The sequence below is a fragment of the Aeromonas sp. QDB63 genome (assembly GCF_027707425.1).
Lineage (GTDB): Bacteria > Pseudomonadota > Gammaproteobacteria > Enterobacterales > Aeromonadaceae > Aeromonas > Aeromonas caviae.
The window spans coordinates 92,851-109,329 of sequence record NZ_JAPCIS010000010.1; the positions used below are offsets into that span (position 1 = coordinate 92,851).

A 16,479-nucleotide genomic window follows, 5' to 3' on the forward strand; every position below is an offset into this window, starting at 1 on the left:
CAATAGGGGGCAGGGGATGATCAAGGGCAGGTGTTTCGAGGGAGTCCACTTCGAGCGGCAAGAGGTGGAGGGGGAGCAGTTCCAGGGGTGCCGCTTCATCGGCTGCCACTTCTCCTGGCTCGATCTCGGGGAGAGCCGCTTCGTCGACTGCAGCTTCTATGACAGGGAACGGGAGCTGGGATGCCTGTTTCAGGGCTGCGATCTGAGGGAGGCGAGCTTCCTGCGCTGCGATCTCACCCTGGCGGACTTCGGCCGCAGCCAGTGTCTTGGGCTGGAGATGCGCGACTGCCAGGCCATGGGGATCAACTTCGCCCATGCCAGCTTCGCCAACCGGATCACCGCCAAAAGCTATTTCTGCGAGGCCCACCTCACCGGCAACAACTTCAGCTACGCCAACTTCGAAAGCTGCCTGCTGGAGCGGTGCGAGCTTGCCGGCAACCGCTGGCAGGGGGCCAACTTGCTGGGCGCCTCCCTGGCAGGCTCGGATCTCAGCGGCTCCGAGTTCGGGCAAATCGACTGGACCAGCTTCAACCTGCAAGGCTGCGATCTGCGCCAGTGCGATCTGCCCGGCCTGGATCTGCGCCGGGTCGACCTCGCCGGGGTGCGGATCAATGAAGATCAGCAGCAGGGGCTGCTGGAGCAGATCGGGCTGGTGGTCTTCCCCTGAGCGGGGTGGAAAAGAGGTAAGTTTTCATCATCGAGGCGGGCGGTGCCTCCCCTGCCAAGCAAAAAGCCTGCGCGATGCAGACTTTTTGTCAGGTGAAGTGGTAAACGACGCGGTGTTGCTGTCTTTTGCTCCCTGCTCCCCTCGCGGGAGAAGGGCTGGGGATGAGGTAGCGGACTCCGATCGGGCACCGCCAAGGCGGGCTTAGCGTCTGGCCAGCCACTTGGTCGGGTTGATGGCCTCGCCCTGATAGCGGATCTCGAAGTAGAGGCCGGAGCGCTCCTGTCCGCCGCTGTCGCCGACCAGGGCCACGGGCTCACCCTGCTCCACCTTTTGTCCCACCTGGCGCAACAGTGACTGGTTGTGGCCGTAGAGGCTCATGTAACCCTTGCCGTGGTCGATGACCAGCAGCATGCCGAAGCCGTCGAGCCAGTCGGCGTAGACCACCTGGCCCGGTGCCACCGCCTTGACCTGGGTCCCTTCGCTGGCGCCGATCAGGGTGCCCTTCCACTTCAGCTCGGCGGTACGCGGCGAGCCGTAGGAGATGAGGATGGGGCCCTGCACCGGCCAGCGCAGGTTGCCACCCGTGCTCAGACCGCCGTAGCCGTTGCTGCTTGCCTTGGCGCTGTTGCGGGCGGCTGCTTGCTGCTGCGCCACCTTGGCCTGCTGTTCGGCGACGCGTTGCTGCTGGGCCGCCAGCCGCTGCTGTTCGCCGACCTGGCGCTGCTGGGCGGCGATCCGCTGCTGCTCCTCGATGCGTTTCTGTTCGGCTGCCAGGCGCTGGGCCTCCAGACGGCGCTGGCGCTCCTGCTCGGCCTTGATCTTGGCGAGGCGCTCCCGCTCGGCCCGTTCGCGGCGTTCCTTTTCTTCCTGCTGACGACGCAGCTCTTCCAGCCGCGCCTTGAGCGCCTTCTCCGCCTTGACCAGCTTGTCGAGCTTCTGCTCGTCGGCCTGCACCGATTGCTGCAACTGGTTGCGCACCTTGGCACGGCTCTGCTGGCTGGCCAGCAGGCTCTGGTGATGCTCCTGCTGCTCGCCGAGCAGGGTCTGGAGGCGGTTCTCGGTCTCCCTGGTGGCCTGCTGGTTCTTGGCCAGCTTGTCACGGGTGGCGCGCAGGGCTTCGATGGCCTCGATACGGGCCTTGTTGAGGTAGTCGAAATAGTCGAGGGCGCGGCTCAGTTTGGCCGGATCCTGCTGGTTGAGCAGCAGTTTGAGGTAATCGTGGTTGCCCGCCTGGAAGGCGCTTTCCGCCTGCTTGGCCAGCAACTGTTTCTGATGTTTTGCTTGTTGCTCCAGTGCCAGCTTGTCCTGCTGCAGGGACGCCAGCTTCTGCTGGTTCTGCCGGAGTTGCTGTCTGGTCTGCTCGAGTTTGGCGGCGGCAGCCGAAATGGCCTGCTCGTCAGCCTTGAGCTGGGTGTTGAGCTTGGCAAGCTCCTGCTTGCTGAGCTTGAGGGTCTGTTGCTGTTCCTTGATCTGGGACTGCATGGCCCCCAACTGCTGGTTCGCAGCCTGGGCTGTGCCGGTACCGCCGATCAGGCAAAAAAACAGCGCGCCGGCCAACAGGCCGACGCGACTGGTTTTCTGTGAAATAATTTCGCATCCCCGCATGGGGCAGGATTATTTCAGAATCATCAGGGGCTTGCCAGTCATTTCCGGCGGCACCGGCAGACCCATCAGGGTCAGCATGGTGGGGGCCAGATCGGACAGTTTGCCACCTTCGGCGACCTCGGCTTTACGACCGAAGTAGATGAGGGGAACCGGCAGATTGGTGTGGGCGGTGTGGGCCTGACCAGTCTCTTCGTCCATCATCTTCTCGGCGTTGCCATGGTCTGCGGTGATGAGGCACTCGCCACCCACTTCCGCCAGGGCGTCGGTGACGCGACCGATGCAGTGGTCGACCGCTTCACAGGCTTTGACGGCCGCATCGAACACGCCGGTGTGGCCGACCATGTCGCCGTTCGGGTAGTTGCAGATGATGACGTCGTACTTGCCGCTCTTGATGGCCGCAACCAGCTTGTCGGTCAGCTCTTCGGAGCTCATCTCCGGCTGCAGGTCATAGGTGGCCACTTTCGGGCTCGCCACGATTTCGCGATCTTCGCCGCTGAAGCAGGCCTCTTCGCCACCGTTGAAGAAGAAGGTGACGTGGGCGTACTTCTCGGTCTCGGAGATGCGCAGCTGGGTCTTGCCCTGCTTGGCCAGCCACTCACCCAGGGTATTGACCAGGGCGGTGGGCGGATAGGCGCAGGCGGTTTTGATGTCGGCCGCGTATTCGGTCAGCATCACGAAGTGCAGGGCCGGGGTGGCGGTGCGGGCGAAGCCGGTGAAGTCGGTATCGACGAAGGCGCGGGTGATTTCGCGGGCGCGGTCGGCACGGAAGTTCATGAAGATCAGCGCATCGCCGTCGATCATCGGTACAGCGTCGCCGATGCGGGTGGCTTTGACGAACTCGTCGTTCTCGTCGCGGGCATAGGCGGCGGCCAGCGCGTCGGTGGCGTTGTCGGCGGTGAATTCGCCCTTGCCCTGGGTCATCAGGTCATAGGCCTGCTGCACGCGATCCCAGCGGTTGTCGCGGTCCATGGCGTAGTAACGACCGATCATGGAGGCGAAACGACCCTTGCCCAGTCGGGCAAACAGGGCGTCGAACAGCTCGATGGAGGACTGGGCACTGCGCGGCGGGACGTCGCGGCCATCTAGGAAGGCGTGGAAGTAGATCTGCTCGGCGCCACGCTTGGCGGCCATCTCGATCATGCCCATGATGTGCTCTTCGTGGCTGTGTACGCCACCCGGGGACATCAGCCCCATGATGTGCACGGCCTTGCCCTTGGTCACGGCAGCGTCGACAGCCTTGGCCAGCTCGACGTTCTGGAAGAAGTCGCCGTCCTGGATGTCCTTGGAGATGCGGGTCAGCTCCTGATAGACGACGCGACCGGCACCGATGTTGGTGTGGCCCACTTCGGAGTTGCCCATCTGGCCGTCCGGCAGACCCACGTCCAGGCCGGAGCCGGAGATCAGGGTGCTGGTGTAGTCACGGGCCAGGCGATCCAGGTTGGGGGTCTTGGCGGCAGCAACGGCGTTGTACTCTTGCTTGGTGCTGTAGCCCCAACCGTCCATGATGACCAGAACCAGCGGTTTCTTAGCTGTTGACATAAGGCTATGTCCTCTCGGATAGGAATGAATTGCGGGAAGTGAAACTAGCGTAATATTACTACATCTGCCGAAATAGTCACCTGATAGCCAAGTCCCTCTCCAGCCTCGCTTTTTAACTGTTATCCCGCTGTTTTAGGCATGTTGCCGGCTTGTCTGCCGCGGCGGGGTTTCCTCTGTTTCCCCCCTCTTTTCGGCATGGCACATCCTCTCGTTCTGCCCGGTTGGAGGAGGAAGAATCGGCAGCCATCCCTGATGGGAGCTTGCTCTCGCTTTGCCGCCAAGATGGCTGATCTTATGCAGGGCCCCATGTATACTCGGGCCCTTGTCTTGGTCCCTGGATAGTAGAAGATGCAAGAGTATTTGGATTTCGCGGCCCGCAATCCGCTGCTGACCGCAGCCTGGTTGGGCCTGGCAGGCACCCTGGTGTATACCACTGTGCGTGCTCGTTTTTCTCCGGTGAAGGCGGTCAACAACCACGCCGCTACCCTGCTTATCAACCGTGAAAATGCCACCGTCGTGGACATTCGCAGTCAGGATGAATTTGCCAAGGGTCATCTGGCCGGGGCCCATCACCTGCCGCTCGCCCAGATTCAGGCGAATAATCTGGGTCCGGTTGAAAAGCACAAGGATGCCCCCATCATAGTGGTGTGCGAGTCGGGGATGACCGCTGGTGGCGCGGGTCGCCAACTGAGCAAGGCCGGTTTCAAGCAGGTGTATGTGCTCAGCGGTGGCATGGCCCAATGGCGTGCAGACAATCTGCCGGTGACCAAAAAACGCTGATTTAAGGGCCTGCGCCCACTCATTATCTTAAAAAGGAATCAAACGAAATGGCTGACGAAATCAACAACCAGGAAGTGCAACCGGAATTCCACATCCAGCGTGTCTACACCAAGGATGTCTCCTTCGAAGCCCCGAATACCCCGCACATCTTCCAGAAAGAGTGGCAGCCGGACGTCAAGCTGGACATGGACACCAAGACCAATGTCCTGGCCGACAGCGTCTATGAAGTGGTGCTGACCCTGACTGTCACCTGCAAGCTGGAAACCGAGACCGCCTTCCTGTGCGAAGTGCAGCAAGCCGGCATCTTCACCATCGGCAACCTGCCTGAGCCGCAACTGGCCCACTGCCTGGCGGCCTTCTGCCCGAACATCCTGTTCCCGTATGCCCGCGAAGCGGTGTCCAACCTGGTGAGCAAGGGTTCCTTCCCGCAGCTGAACCTGGCACCGGTCAACTTCGACGCCCTGTTCGCCCAGCACATGGCGCAGGTACAGGCCCAGCAGGCGACTGCGGAAGCCTGATAATGGCCGACCAGATCGCAATCTCGGTCCTGGGGGCGGGGTCTTATGGCTCCGCCCTTGCCATTTCTCTGGCGCGCAATGGTCATCCGACCCTGCTGTGGGGTCACGACCCTGCCCATGTCGCCGAGCTGGAACAGGATCGCTGCAACAAGGCATTCTTGCCGGATGTCCCCTTCCCGGCCGATCTGCAACTGACGTCGGATCTGCAGGCGGCGGTGCAAGCCGCTCCCGTGCTGCTGCTGGTGGTGCCGAGCCATGTGTTCGGCCAGGTACTGGCCCGGGTCAAACCCTTCCTGCGCCCGGATACCCGGATCGCCTGGGCCACCAAGGGGCTGGAGCCGGACAGCGGCCGTCTGCTGCAAGAGGTGGCGCGGGAGGTGCTGGGGGATGCCATTCCACTGGCGGTCATCTCGGGCCCGACCTTCGCCCGCGAGCTGGCCGCCGGTCTGCCGACCGCCATCTCGGTGGCCTCGACCCACGACGACTTTGCCGACGATCTCTCCCACCTGCTACACTGCGGCCGCTCGTTCCGGGTCTATACCAATCCGGACTTCATCGGTCTGCAGCTGGGCGGGGCGGTCAAGAACGTCATCGCCATCGGTGCCGGTCTCTCTGACGGACTCGGCTTTGGCGCCAATGCCAGAACTGCGCTCATCACTCGGGGTCTGGTGGAGATGCAGCGTCTGGGCGCCGCCCTCGGGGCCGACGCCAAGACCTTCATGGGGATGGCGGGGCTCGGGGATCTGGTGTTGACCTGTACCGACAACCAGTCGCGCAACCGCCGTTTTGGTCTGGCGCTGGGAGCGGGCAAGTCGGTTGACACCGCCATGGCCGAGATAGGCCAGGTGGTGGAAGGCTATCGCAACACCAAGGAAGTACATCTGCTGGCGGCCCGCTGTGGCGTCGAGATGCCCATCTGCGAACAGATCTTCAAGGTGCTCTACGAGGGCAAGAACCCGAAAGAGGCAGCCATCGCCCTGCTGTCGCGAGACAAGAAGGACGAGTGATCTTCTGCCATCCGCAGAATGCAAAAGGCCCCGCCAGCTGGCGGGGCCTTTTCTTTGCCGCAAGGGGGCAAATCAGTAGTAGGAGTGGTCGCCGCGCTGGTGCTCGGTGGCATCCTTGACGCCGTTGAGCTCGCCCGGGAATTTCTCCAGCAACTGCTTCTCGATCCCCTCTTTCAGGGTGTAGTCGACCATGGAGCAACCGTTGCAACCGCCGCCGAACTGCAGGATGGCCAGTTTGTCGTCGGTCAGCTCGACCAGGGTGACCTTGCCGCCGTGACCGGCCAGCATGGGGTTCACCTCGGACATCAACACGTATTCGATACGGTCGATCAGCGGGGCGTCGTCGGCCACTTTGCGCATCTTGGCGTTGGGGGCTTTCAGGGTGAGCTGAGAGCCCATCTGATCGGTGACGAAGTCGATGGTGGCATCCACCAGGAAGGGGGCGCTCAGGGGATCGACCAGGCAGTCGAAGCCGCTGAAGGGCAGGTGCTGATCTTCCGGATCGACCGCGTCGGGTGGGCAATAGGATACGCCGCACTCGGCATTCTGGGTTCCCGGATTGACCACAAACACCCGGATGTTGGTGCCATCAGGCTGCTTCTCCAGCAACTTGCGGAAGTGGGCCTGGGCGGTGTCGGAAATGCTGATCATCACTATCCTCATAAACCTGAGTGTACGACTAGGGTATTCATGATAACTCGCTTGGCGGGGCTTGGGTAGCGTGCCGATGGCGAGCCTGTGAGCCCGGGCGTATCGGAATCATGCCGCCAGCGGTCTCCCAGGCCGGATCCCTGCCCGGTTATTTCAGGTGTCTGAGGGTACGGCAGATGGCCCACACCTCTACCGTGGTGACGCCGTGCTCATGAAGCAACCGGGTGAGCTGACCTGCGGTGGCGCCCGTGGTGACCACATCATCAAGCAGTGCCACATGCCGGTAGTGGTGAGGTGCCATTTCGAAGGCGCCACGCAGATTGCGTCGCCGCTGGCCGGCACTGAGCCGGGTCTGTTGCGGGGTCGACCTTGTCCGGCACAGTACGCGGGTGTCGCAAGGAATACCGGTGAGTGCGCTCAGGGCATGGCCGATTTCTTCTGCCTGATTGAAGCCTCGCCACCACTGGCGCCACCAGTGCAGGGGAACCGGAATGATGACCTGCGGCGGGTTGGCGAGGTCCAGATGGTCTGCCAGCAGGCGGGCAAGCAGCGGCGCGAGCAGGATCTGACCGGAATACTTCAGCCGGGGGATGAGTTGGGCATAAGGTGCCTGATAATCGCCGATCACCTGCAAACGCTCCCAGGGGGCGGGTCTGCGCTGGCATCGTCCGCACAGCAGTTCGCTCTCGCGATGTTGCTCCGGCAGCGGTACTGCGCACATCAGGCATCGTCTGTCGTGTTGGCGCTGGGCGTGGCGGCACCAGGAGCACAACAAGGGCGTCTCGTCACAGGGTTGGCGACAGAGCAGGCACAGACCGAGCCAGTCGGACTGGGTGCCAAGGATCGGACTTGCTTTGGCGAGCAGCCGCTTTAACATGCAGGCTCCAAGCAGATAAACAGGGATCTTGAGTCTAGATGAGCGTATCGGTTGAGCGGTTTGGCCAGGGCCCGGACCTGGTGTTGTTGCATGGCTGGGGCATGAACGGGGCCGTCTGGCACGGTATTGCCCAAGAACTGGCTGCCCACTATCGGCTGCATCTGGTGGACCTGCCCGGCTTTGGCAACAGCCCCCTGCAAGCAGGGACAGACTACACCCTGCCCTGGCTGGCAGAGCAGGTGGCGGCCATATTGCCTGAAAAATGCCATCTGCTCGGCTGGTCCCTCGGTGGTCTGGTGGCGAGTCAGTTGGCGCTGACCATGCCTGAACGCCTTCACTCTCTCATTACCGTAGCCAGTTCTCCCTGCTTCATGGCCCGCGACGAGTGGCCCGGGATTGCCCCCAAGGTGCTGTCGGGGTTCAACCAGATGCTGGCCGGCGACTTCATGCAGACCATAGAGCGCTTCCTCGCGATCCAGGCCATGGGCAGCGAGCATGCCAGAAACGACATTCGCCAGTTGCGTCACTGGCTGGCGGAGCGACCCGCTCCCCGGCTTGCGGCCCTGGAGGCGGGTCTGGGCCTGCTGGCCGAGGTCGATCTGCGGGATGAACTGATCGGCCTGGATCTGCCCTGGCTGCGTCTTTACGGCAGGCTGGATACCCTGGTGCCGAAGGCGGCGATCCCCTTGCTGGATGCGCGCTACCCTGCCAGCCACAGTCTGGTGCTGGAGAAGGCATCCCATGCCCCCTTCATCTCCCATCCAGAGCAGTTCATCACCCTCCTGCGGCGGTTCATTGACTGAGATTTGAGCGGCAGGCTTCAATAACTCGTCAGGTTGGTGGATAATTAGCCAACCCTACAGAGGAGTGTGCCAATGCGTATCGAATCAGCCATGACGGCGGGCGTGCAGGGGTTCCAACGGGCCGAGCAGTTGGCCGGACAGGCGTCCAGCCAGATCGCCCGTCTCAATACGCCAGCGGGTGATCAGGTGCAGTTGCCGGATGAACTGGTGAATCTCAAGGTGGCCGAGCTGCATGCCGGGGCATCCGCCAAGGTGATCCAGACGGCCAGCGACATGCTGGGCACCCTGATCGATATCCGGGTGTGACATGAACATCAACGTCAGTCTGCCGACCATCATTCCGAATCAACTGCAGCCGCAGACGGAATCGGCACAGACTGACAACCGCCGTGCAGAACTGGTGCCCCCCAGCCGCCAGAGCGAAGCGTCCAACGCCGAGTCCGGCGTCGGTTCCCAGAAAGAGAGATCCCGGGCCGCCCAGGCCAATCCCGCCACCCCATCCTCGTCCACGAAAGAGAACGGCCAGACCGGCCCCGTGATGGTGGCGCACCGTTTTGTCGAGGCAACGGGGGAGGAGGGGGAGCGTCGACAACGTCAGGAGGGTGAACAGCAGGAGCAGCAAAAGCAGCAGCGTCAGGTGGCTGCGCTGGTCGAACGGGATCTCGAAGTTCGCAAGCACGAGCAGGCTCACCAGGCAGCCGGCGGCGAGCATGCGGGGAGCCCTACCTACCAGTTTTCCCGTGGGCCGGATGGCAAGCGTTATGCCACCGGGGGGGAGGTGGTCATCGACATGGGGACCATTCCCGGGGATCCCGCCGCGACCATCGCCAAGATGCAGCAGGTGCGTGCCGCTGCGCTGGCTCCCGATGAACCATCGTCACAAGACATGAGTGTGGCCCGTGCCGCCTCTGGCAAGGAGGCACAGGCCCGCAAGGATCTGATGACTCTCAGGCAGGAAACCACAGGCCCGCTCGGTGCTTATATGGACAATCGAAACCAGGTGATTGCCAGGCACTATCAGCAAGCGGTGAGGCCAGCCTCCCCCCATAGCCTGAGTCAGGACGTTTGATCCCGCTCCGTGCAGGCATGAAAAAGCCCCTTTCGGGGCTTTTTTGCATTCTGGAGGCTTATTTCTTCAGTTTCGACAGGGCAGCCGCGAAGGCATTGCCCATGGCACCCTCGGTCGGAGCGTTCTGACGGGGCGCCTGTTTCGGTCGGGCGTTGCCGGTGTGACGCGGCTCGGCCGGTTTGCGTGCAGGCTGGCCGGCTTTTTCATCCAGACGCATGGTCAGACTGATGCGTTTGCGCGGTACATCGACTTCCAGCACCTTGACCCGGACGATGTCACCGGCCTTGACCACCTCGCGGGGATCCTTGACGAAGCGATCGGTGAGGGAAGAAATGTGCACCAGCCCGTCCTGATGGACGCCGATGTCGACGAAGGCGCCGAAGTTGGTGACGTTGGTGACCACACCCTCCAGCACCATCTCGGGCACCAGATCGCTGATTTTCTCCACCCCTTCCTTGAAGGCGGCGGTCTTGAATTCGGGACGAGGGTCGCGGCCTGGCTTGTCCAGCTCGCCGATGATGTCGGTGACGGTAGGCACCCCGAACTGCTCGTCGGTGTAGTCGGTGGGCTTGAGGGTGCGCAGCAGGCTGCTGTTGCCGAGCAGGCTGCCCACGGTCTGCTCCAGCTTGGCGAGGATCCGCTCCACCACAGGGTAGGATTCCGGGTGCACCGCCGAGCCGTCCAGCGGGTTGCTGCCGCCCCGAATGCGCAGGAAGCCGGCGCATTGCTCGAATGCCTTGGGCCCGAGTCGGCTTACTTTCAGCAGCTGCTGACGATGCTGGAAGGCGCCGTTCTCATCCCGGTAGGCGACGATGTTCTGGGCCAGGGTCTGGGAGAGGCCGGAAACCCGGTTGAGCAGGGCGACCGAGGCGGTATTCACATCCACCCCCACCGCGTTCACGCAATCCTCGACCACCGCGTCGAGGCGGCGGGCCAGCTGGCTCTGGCCGACGTCGTGCTGGTACTGGCCCACACCTATGCTCTTGGGGTCGATCTTGACCAGCTCGGCCAGGGGATCCTGCAACCGGCGGGCGATGGAGACGGCGCCGCGAATGGAGACGTCGAGATCCGGGAATTCCTGGGAGGCGAGCTCGGAGGCGGAGTAGACCGATGCCCCCGCTTCACTGACCACGATTTTCTGCGCCTTGGCGGCCGGGTAGCGCTCGAACAGATCGCTCACCAGGCGGTCGGTTTCCCGGGATGCGGTGCCGTTGCCGATGCTGATGAGCTCGACCTTGTGCTTCTGGCACAGCTCGCTCAGAGTCTTGAGACTCTGGTCAACCTGGCGCTTGGGTTCGAACGGATAGATGGTCGCGTGATCGACCAGCTTGCCGGTGGCATCCACCACCGCCACCTTGACCCCGGTGCGGATGCCGGGATCCAGCCCCATGGTGCAGCGCATGCCGGCCGGTGCCGCCATCAGCAGATCCTTGAGGTTCATGGCGAACACCTTGATCGCCTCCTCCTCTGCTGACTCGCGGATGCGGCCGATCAGCTCGGTTTCCATCTGCAGGGAGAGCTTGATCTTCCAGGTCCAGCTCACCACCCCCTGCAGCCACTTGTCGGCCGGGCGGTGTTGCAGGTTGAGTCTGAGGTAATGGGCGATGATCCCTTCGCAGGGGCTGGTACCCTCATCCTCGCCGGTGACCAGCGCCAGGTTGAGGATCCCCTCGTTGCGGCCGCGCAACATGGCCAGCACCCGGTGGGAGGGTGCCTTGTGCAGGGGTTCGTCGTGTTCGAAGTAGTCCTTGAACTTGGCCCCTTCCTGCTCCTTGCCGGCCACCACGCGGGCACGCAGGGTGGCGTTGTGCCACAGGTAGTCCCGCAACTTCTCAAGGAGATCGGCCTGCTCGGCGAAACGCTCCATCAGGATGTAACGGGCACCGTCGAGGGCGGCCTTGCCGTCGGTGATCCCCTGCTCTGCATTGAGGAAGCGAACCGCCTCCTGTTCGGGATCCTTCATGGGGTCACCCAGCAGCAAATCCGCCAGTGGCTCCAGCCCCGCCTCGATGGCCATCTGCCCCTTGGTGCGCCGCTTGGGCTTGTAGGGGAGGTAGAGGTCTTCCAGCCGGGTCTTGCTGTCGGCCTCGTTCAGCTCGCGGGCCAGCTCGGGGGTCAGTTTGCCCTGCTCTTCGATGGAGCGCAGGATCACCTGGCGGCGATCCGCCAGTTCACGCAGGTAGCCGAGGCGGCTCTCCAGGGTACGCAGCTGGCTGTCGTCCAGACCGCCGGTCACCTCTTTGCGGTAACGGGCGATGAAGGGAACGGTCGCGCCTTCGTCCAGCAGGCGAACGGCTGCCTGCACCTGTTCCGGGCGGGCATTCAGCTCACCGGCGATCTGATGTTCTATTACGTGGCTTTGCATCGAGGGTCTCTTGGTCGGGTCCTGTCTAACTGGCCAGCGTGGGGCTATGTCGCCAAACAGGGGGTCTGTCCTGGCGATACTTGAGATACCTGCCAGGTCACTGCCGCGCGGGCCGGTTGGCGCCGCAAGGCGCCGGGTGTGAGCACTATATGGGGTCGGGCAGCAGGATGCCACCCCGGCAAAAACGACGCTTGTCATACCCGGTGGGCGGGCATGCTCGGTCTCTCCTGGCCTTGTCAGCCGATTTGGCAGTGAGGGTCGGCCTGGCTTATTTGGGATAGCTGATCTCATTGATGTACCAGCAGGCGTCACCCACTGGCGTACGCACTATGGCCTCGTCCCCCACCTCTTTCTTGAGCAGGGCACGGGCCATGGGAGAGTCGATGGAGATGTAATCCTTGCGCTCGAAGATCTCGTCATAGCCGACGATGCGAAAGCGCTTGGTCTCTCCCTCTTCGTTTTCCACCTCGACCCAGGCGCCGAAGAAGACCTTGCCCTCCTGGGAGGGGGAGTAGTCGACTATGGTCAGCTCTTCCAGGCACTTGCGCAGGTAGCGAACCCGGCGGTCGATCTCCCGCAGGCGTTTCTTGTTGTACTGGTAATCGGCATTCTCGCTGCGATCACCCAGGCTCGCCGCCCAGGCCACTTTTTTGGTGACATCGGGCCTCTCCTCCCGCCAGAGCATGTCGTGCTCCTGCCGGAGCCTGGTGTAGCCTTCACGGGTAATGAGTTTGGTTTTCATGGAGTTATCACTCCCTCGCCAATTGCATCCGGTTGCTCGGGATCTTAGTCATTGTCGCCGCGCTGTCGAGCAAAAAGCAGAGCTGGCCATCCATCCTTCCCGGCTCCGGGGCCGAATGAGGGCAATAACCGGTAACATATTTATGTTTTGTGGTTGCAGGGGGCGGCTCTAGTATGAGGGGAGACAGAAAAGAGAGGTGGCAATGAGTCAGCAATACAAGGTCCTGGTGGTGGACGACGATCTGAAACTGCGTTCCTTGCTGGAGCGCTACCTCACCGAGCAGGGGTTTGTAGTGCGAGGTGTCGCCAACGGGGAGCAGGCAGATCGCCTGCTGACGCGTGAAAACTTCAGCCTGATGGTGCTTGATCTGATGCTGCCGGGGGAAGACGGCCTCTCCATCTGCCGCCGCCTGCGCGAGGCCGGCAACCAGCTCCCTGTCTTGATGCTCACCGCCAAGGGGGACGAAGTGGATCGCATCGTCGGTCTGGAGATGGGGGCCGACGATTATCTGCCCAAGCCGTTCAACCCCCGTGAGCTGCTGGCCCGGATCCGCGCCGTGCTGCGCCGCCATACCGTGGAGCTGCCCGGCGCCCCTTCCGCGGCGGAGAAGATGGTGAGTTTCGGGGCCTACCAGCTCAATCTGGCGACCCGTGAACTGAGCCGTGATGGCGAACCGGTTGCCCTGACCAGCGGGGAGTTCGCCGTGCTCAAGGTGCTGGTGAGTCATCCTCGCGAACCGCTCTCCCGTGACAAGCTGATGAACCTGGCCCGTGGTCGCGAGTACACGGCCACCGAGCGCAGCATCGATGTGCAGGTCTCCCGCCTGCGCCGCCTGCTGGAACAGGACCCGGCCCAGCCCCGCTATCTGCAGACCGTCTGGGGTCTGGGGTATGTGTTCGTACCGGACGGTGAGAACGCATGAAGAAAGTGGGCAGCATGTTCTCCCGCATGCTCTGGTTTCTGGCTGCCGTGCTGGTGGTCTATCAAGTCGTCTCCTACGTTACCTTCTACAACTACTTGCTGGCGCCGACCGTCAAGCAGATCAGCCACCTGCTGGCAAACCAGGTCAAACTCATCTTCCCGGTGGACAACAACCAGCTGGCGCTCAGTGAAGATGCCGAGGCGCTGGTCTATGTGGCGACCGGAAGCGACATCTATACCCAGAGCGAGGCGGAGCAGCACGGGCTGAATGATTCCAAGCCCTACCCCTATCTGGAGCAGAGCATCAGCCGCGAATTGAAAGGGGATACCAGGGTCAGGGTTGAAATCCAGGATCACTACATTATCTGGATTCAGCCTCCCCAGGCCAGCCAGATGTGGGTGCGCATTCCCCTGACGGAAATTGAAGATGACGACATCGAACCGCTCATCCTCTATATGAGCGTCTTGCTGGTGGTGACCCTGTTTGCGGCCTGGCGTTTTGCCCGTCAGCTGGTGCGGCCGCTGGAGGATCTGGAAGCGGGGGCCGTGGCGGTGGCGCGCGGCAACTTTCCCGATGCCCTGGGGGAGCAGGGCTCGCGGGAGGTGCGCCGCCTGACCCGCACCTTCAACCACATGTCGAGCTCCATCAAGGGGCTGATCGAGGAGCGCAACCTGATGATGGCCGGGGTATCCCACGATTTGCGCACCCCTCTCACCCGCATTCGTCTCGCAACCGAGATGATGTCCTCGGGGGATGAGTACCTCAAGGAGAGCATCAATGCGGACATCGATGAGTCGAACGGTATCATCGATCAGTTCATCGACTACATTCGCCCGAACGAGGGGCTCGATGCCCGGCCCGTCGACCTGACCCAGCTCATTCACGATGCGTTGCTGATGCAGACCGATCAGGGACTGGAAGTGGAGCTGCTCCTGCCGGAGGAGGCGGTGCGTGTGGCCTGCCATCCCATCAGCATTCGCCGTATCCTCAACAATCTGTCGGGCAACTCCCTGCGCTATGGTGCTACTCGGTTGCAGGCCGAGCTCAGGGATGATGGCCACTGGGTGCGGCTGCGACTCTCCGACAATGGCCCGGGGATTGCAGAAGAGGACTACTCCCGGGTGCTCAAGCCCTTCACCCAGGGTAATGTGGCGCGCACCGGTGGCGGCAGCGGGCTGGGGCTGGCCATCGTTGCCAAGATAGTCTCCCAGCATCACGGCACCATCAGGTTGGGGCGTTCCGAACTGGGGGGCTTGCAGGTGGAGATCCGGCTACCCAAGAACCAGCCTCTGGAGTGGATGGATTGAAAGCAGGGCATATCGAGGGATACGCCCTTTGTCTGTCAGGGGTGGGGGTCGCTCACCTTGCGGTAGCGCTTGCCATATTTGAGTTGCTGGATAAGCAGGGCGGCGACGATGAGAACCAGCCCGATGGGGGTTGCCGGGTGAATGGTTTCGCCGATCAACAGGTTGAGCAGCACCAAAGAGGCAAACGGCGAGATGAAGATGAGGTTGCTGATGGGGGCCGTGTTGGTGGCGTGGCGCAGGGCCATCAGCCAGAGCACGAAACCGAAACCCATCTCGAACAGCCCCACATAGATGGCGCCAGCCCATCCCTGCCAGGCGGTCATGGCAAAGTCCGAGAGCAACCAGGTCGCCACGATGATGAAGGGCAGGCTGATGAGGAAGCCGAGCAGCAGGCTGACGACGGGGTCCCCCTGATTGCGGGTGTTGAGGATCCAGTAACCGGCCCAGATCAGGGTCGACACCAGCGCCAGCGTGACGCCGAGGGGGCTGTCGAACTGCAGACCGAACACGTCCCCCCTGGTGGCGATCACCAGGGCGCCGAAATAGCCGAGCACGATGGCGACGCCATCGCGGCGGCGCAGCTTTTGACCGAGGAAGGGAACGGCCAGCAGGCTGAGGGTGATGGCCCAGGTGTAGTTGAGAGTCTGTGCCTGCTGGGCGGGCAGCAGATCATATGCCTTGAACAGCAGCAGGTAATAGAGAAAGGGGTTCAGGACCCCGAGAGCGAGGTAGTAGAGGGGGCGACTCTTGATGTAGTCGAGCAGTAGTGGCAGTTTGCCCTGACAGGCCACAATGCACCCCAGGGTCAGGGTCGAGGTGCAGGCCGCGACCAGCAGCAGCTGTACCGGTTCAAAGTAGGCGAGGGAGATCTTGAAGGCGCTGGCCACCGTGGACCAGAGGGCGACGGCACAGAGCCCGTACTGGTAGGCTTTCTTCTGATTCTTGAGCATGGGATGGGTTCCGCAGACAGGGGCGAGGGCGCAGTCTATCAGCCTGTTTGCAACATTGTCGTTACCCCTGCCAGGCAAGGGCTTGCCCAGCCGTTGGCGAGATCCATCTGTCACATAAAATTGCGCACAATCTGTCCGCCTTCACTTGCGTGAGTGGAAAAAATCCGTATAATCCTCTCCGCTTGCCCATGAGGCAGCCAGACGATATGTCTGCTTGCTGAGCTTCCCGTTTACGAGTTGCCAGCCATACAGTCCTCCCGATATGGGAGGAAACGTGAAAAATCACACCTCTGGCGGGAGTAGTCCCGGTCGGGCGGTGTTGATTTATGTTCTTTTATCTATTGGAGCTCTGTCAATGCAGAACCAAAGAATCCGTATCCGCCTGAAGGCTTTTGATCATCGCCTGATCGATCAATCCACTGCGGAAATCGTTGAAACTGCTAAGCGCACTGGCGCGCAGGTTCGCGGTCCTATCCCGCTGCCGACTCGCAAAGAGCGTTTCACCGTTCTGATCTCCCCGCACGTCAACAAAGACGCGCGTGATCAGTACGAGATCCGCACTCACAAGCGTCTGGTAGACATCGTTGAACCGACTGACAAGACCGTTGACGCTCTGATGCGTCTGGATCTGGCAGCTGGTGTAGACGTCCAGATCAGCCTGGGTTAATTACGGAAAG

The 16,479-nt window shown here is 62.1% G+C and carries 17 protein-coding genes; 10 read left to right on the forward strand and 7 right to left on the reverse strand.

The window, feature by feature from the left end; translation table 11 throughout:
* Nucleotides 1-16: 16 nt before the first annotated feature.
* Nucleotides 17-667, forward strand: coding sequence for a Qnr family pentapeptide repeat protein (locus PG879_RS09275; RefSeq protein ID WP_270830052.1), 651 nt, complete (start codon nt 17-19; stop codon nt 665-667).
* A 201-nt stretch (nt 668-868) separates the two neighbouring features.
* On the opposite strand, the gene PG879_RS09280 is transcribed toward PG879_RS09275, so the two are convergent.
* Both PG879_RS09280 and gpmM read right to left on the reverse strand, forming a co-directional pair.
* Nucleotides 869-2,272, reverse strand: coding sequence for a peptidoglycan DD-metalloendopeptidase family protein (locus tag PG879_RS09280; protein ID WP_039039497.1), 1,404 nt, complete (start codon nt 2,270-2,272; stop codon nt 869-871).
* Between the two features lie 9 nt (nt 2,273-2,281).
* Nucleotides 2,282-3,811 (reverse strand): 2,3-bisphosphoglycerate-independent phosphoglycerate mutase, encoded by a 1,530-nt coding sequence (gene gpmM / locus PG879_RS09285; RefSeq protein ID WP_039039496.1) that lies wholly within the window; start codon nt 3,809-3,811, stop codon nt 2,282-2,284.
* Nucleotides 3,812-4,159: 348 nt separating this feature from the next.
* On the opposite strand from gpmM, the gene PG879_RS09290 reads away from it, so the two are divergent.
* From PG879_RS09290 to gpsA, 3 genes are read left to right on the forward strand one after another with little or no spacing between them, the layout of a single operon-like run.
* Nucleotides 4,160-4,591, forward strand: coding sequence for a rhodanese-like domain-containing protein (locus tag PG879_RS09290; protein ID WP_010672546.1), 432 nt, complete (start codon nt 4,160-4,162; stop codon nt 4,589-4,591).
* Between the two features lie 47 nt (nt 4,592-4,638).
* The gene (gene secB / locus PG879_RS09295) at nt 4,639-5,109 is read left to right on the forward strand and encodes a protein-export chaperone SecB (protein WP_010672547.1); all 471 of its coding nucleotides are present in this window, start codon (nt 4,639-4,641) and stop codon (nt 5,107-5,109) included.
* A 2-nt stretch (nt 5,110-5,111) separates the two neighbouring features.
* Nucleotides 5,112-6,116 (forward strand): NAD(P)H-dependent glycerol-3-phosphate dehydrogenase, encoded by a 1,005-nt coding sequence (gene gpsA / locus PG879_RS09300; protein WP_010672548.1) that lies wholly within the window; start codon nt 5,112-5,114, stop codon nt 6,114-6,116.
* Nucleotides 6,117-6,188: 72 nt separating this feature from the next.
* Here the strand turns inward: gpsA and nfuA are convergent, their stop codons facing one another.
* Both nfuA and PG879_RS09310 read right to left on the reverse strand, forming a co-directional pair.
* Nucleotides 6,189-6,767: a Fe-S biogenesis protein NfuA gene (gene nfuA, locus PG879_RS09305; RefSeq protein ID WP_010672549.1), complete on the reverse strand. Its 579-nt coding sequence runs from the start codon at nt 6,765-6,767 to the stop codon at nt 6,189-6,191.
* 148 nt (nt 6,768-6,915) lie between these two features.
* Entirely contained in the window at nt 6,916-7,644 is a 729-nt protein-coding gene (locus PG879_RS09310) for a ComF family protein (protein ID WP_270830054.1), read from the reverse strand.
* Nucleotides 7,645-7,682: 38 nt separating this feature from the next.
* On the opposite strand from PG879_RS09310, the gene bioH reads away from it, so the two are divergent.
* The 3 genes from bioH to PG879_RS09325 all read left to right on the forward strand — a co-directional run bounded on the left by bioH (nt 7,683) and on the right by PG879_RS09325 (nt 9,516).
* The gene (gene bioH, locus PG879_RS09315) at nt 7,683-8,447 is read left to right on the forward strand and encodes a pimeloyl-ACP methyl ester esterase BioH (RefSeq protein ID WP_270830056.1); all 765 of its coding nucleotides are present in this window, start codon (nt 7,683-7,685) and stop codon (nt 8,445-8,447) included.
* 72 nt (nt 8,448-8,519) lie between these two features.
* Nucleotides 8,520-8,753, forward strand: a complete 234-nt coding sequence (locus tag PG879_RS09320; protein ID WP_010672552.1) for a hypothetical protein — start codon at nt 8,520-8,522, stop codon at nt 8,751-8,753.
* 1 nt (nt 8,754) lies between these two features.
* On the forward strand, nt 8,755-9,516 hold the full coding sequence (locus PG879_RS09325; RefSeq protein ID WP_042015263.1) for a putative metalloprotease CJM1_0395 family protein: 762 nt from the start codon (nt 8,755-8,757) through the stop codon (nt 9,514-9,516).
* 58 nt (nt 9,517-9,574) lie between these two features.
* Here the strand turns inward: PG879_RS09325 and PG879_RS09330 are convergent, their stop codons facing one another.
* Both PG879_RS09330 and greB read right to left on the reverse strand, forming a co-directional pair.
* Nucleotides 9,575-11,881, reverse strand: a complete 2,307-nt coding sequence (locus PG879_RS09330; RefSeq protein WP_270830058.1) for a Tex family protein — start codon at nt 11,879-11,881, stop codon at nt 9,575-9,577.
* 268 nt (nt 11,882-12,149) lie between these two features.
* Nucleotides 12,150-12,623, reverse strand: a complete 474-nt coding sequence (greB, locus tag PG879_RS09335) for a transcription elongation factor GreB (protein WP_270830059.1) — start codon at nt 12,621-12,623, stop codon at nt 12,150-12,152.
* Between the two features lie 202 nt (nt 12,624-12,825).
* Here greB and ompR point away from each other — a divergent pair, with 202 nt between their 5' ends.
* Nucleotides 12,826-13,545: an osmolarity response regulator transcription factor OmpR gene (gene ompR / locus PG879_RS09340; protein ID WP_270830061.1), complete on the forward strand. Its 720-nt coding sequence runs from the start codon at nt 12,826-12,828 to the stop codon at nt 13,543-13,545.
* Complete coding sequence (envZ, locus tag PG879_RS09345; RefSeq protein ID WP_164882882.1) at nt 13,542-14,852, forward strand: two-component system sensor histidine kinase EnvZ; 1,311 nt, start codon at nt 13,542-13,544, stop codon at nt 14,850-14,852. Before ompR ends, envZ begins: the two co-directional genes overlap by 4 nt.
* 35 nt (nt 14,853-14,887) lie before the next feature.
* Here the strand turns inward: envZ and PG879_RS09350 are convergent, their stop codons facing one another.
* A complete protein-coding gene (locus PG879_RS09350) occupies nt 14,888-15,802 on the reverse strand; it encodes a DMT family transporter (protein WP_041214072.1) in 915 nt (304 codons plus the stop codon).
* Between the two features lie 355 nt (nt 15,803-16,157).
* On the opposite strand from PG879_RS09350, the gene rpsJ reads away from it, so the two are divergent.
* Nucleotides 16,158-16,469, forward strand: a complete 312-nt coding sequence (gene rpsJ, locus PG879_RS09355) for a 30S ribosomal protein S10 (RefSeq protein WP_005307944.1) — start codon at nt 16,158-16,160, stop codon at nt 16,467-16,469.
* Nucleotides 16,470-16,479 lie beyond the last annotated feature (10 nt).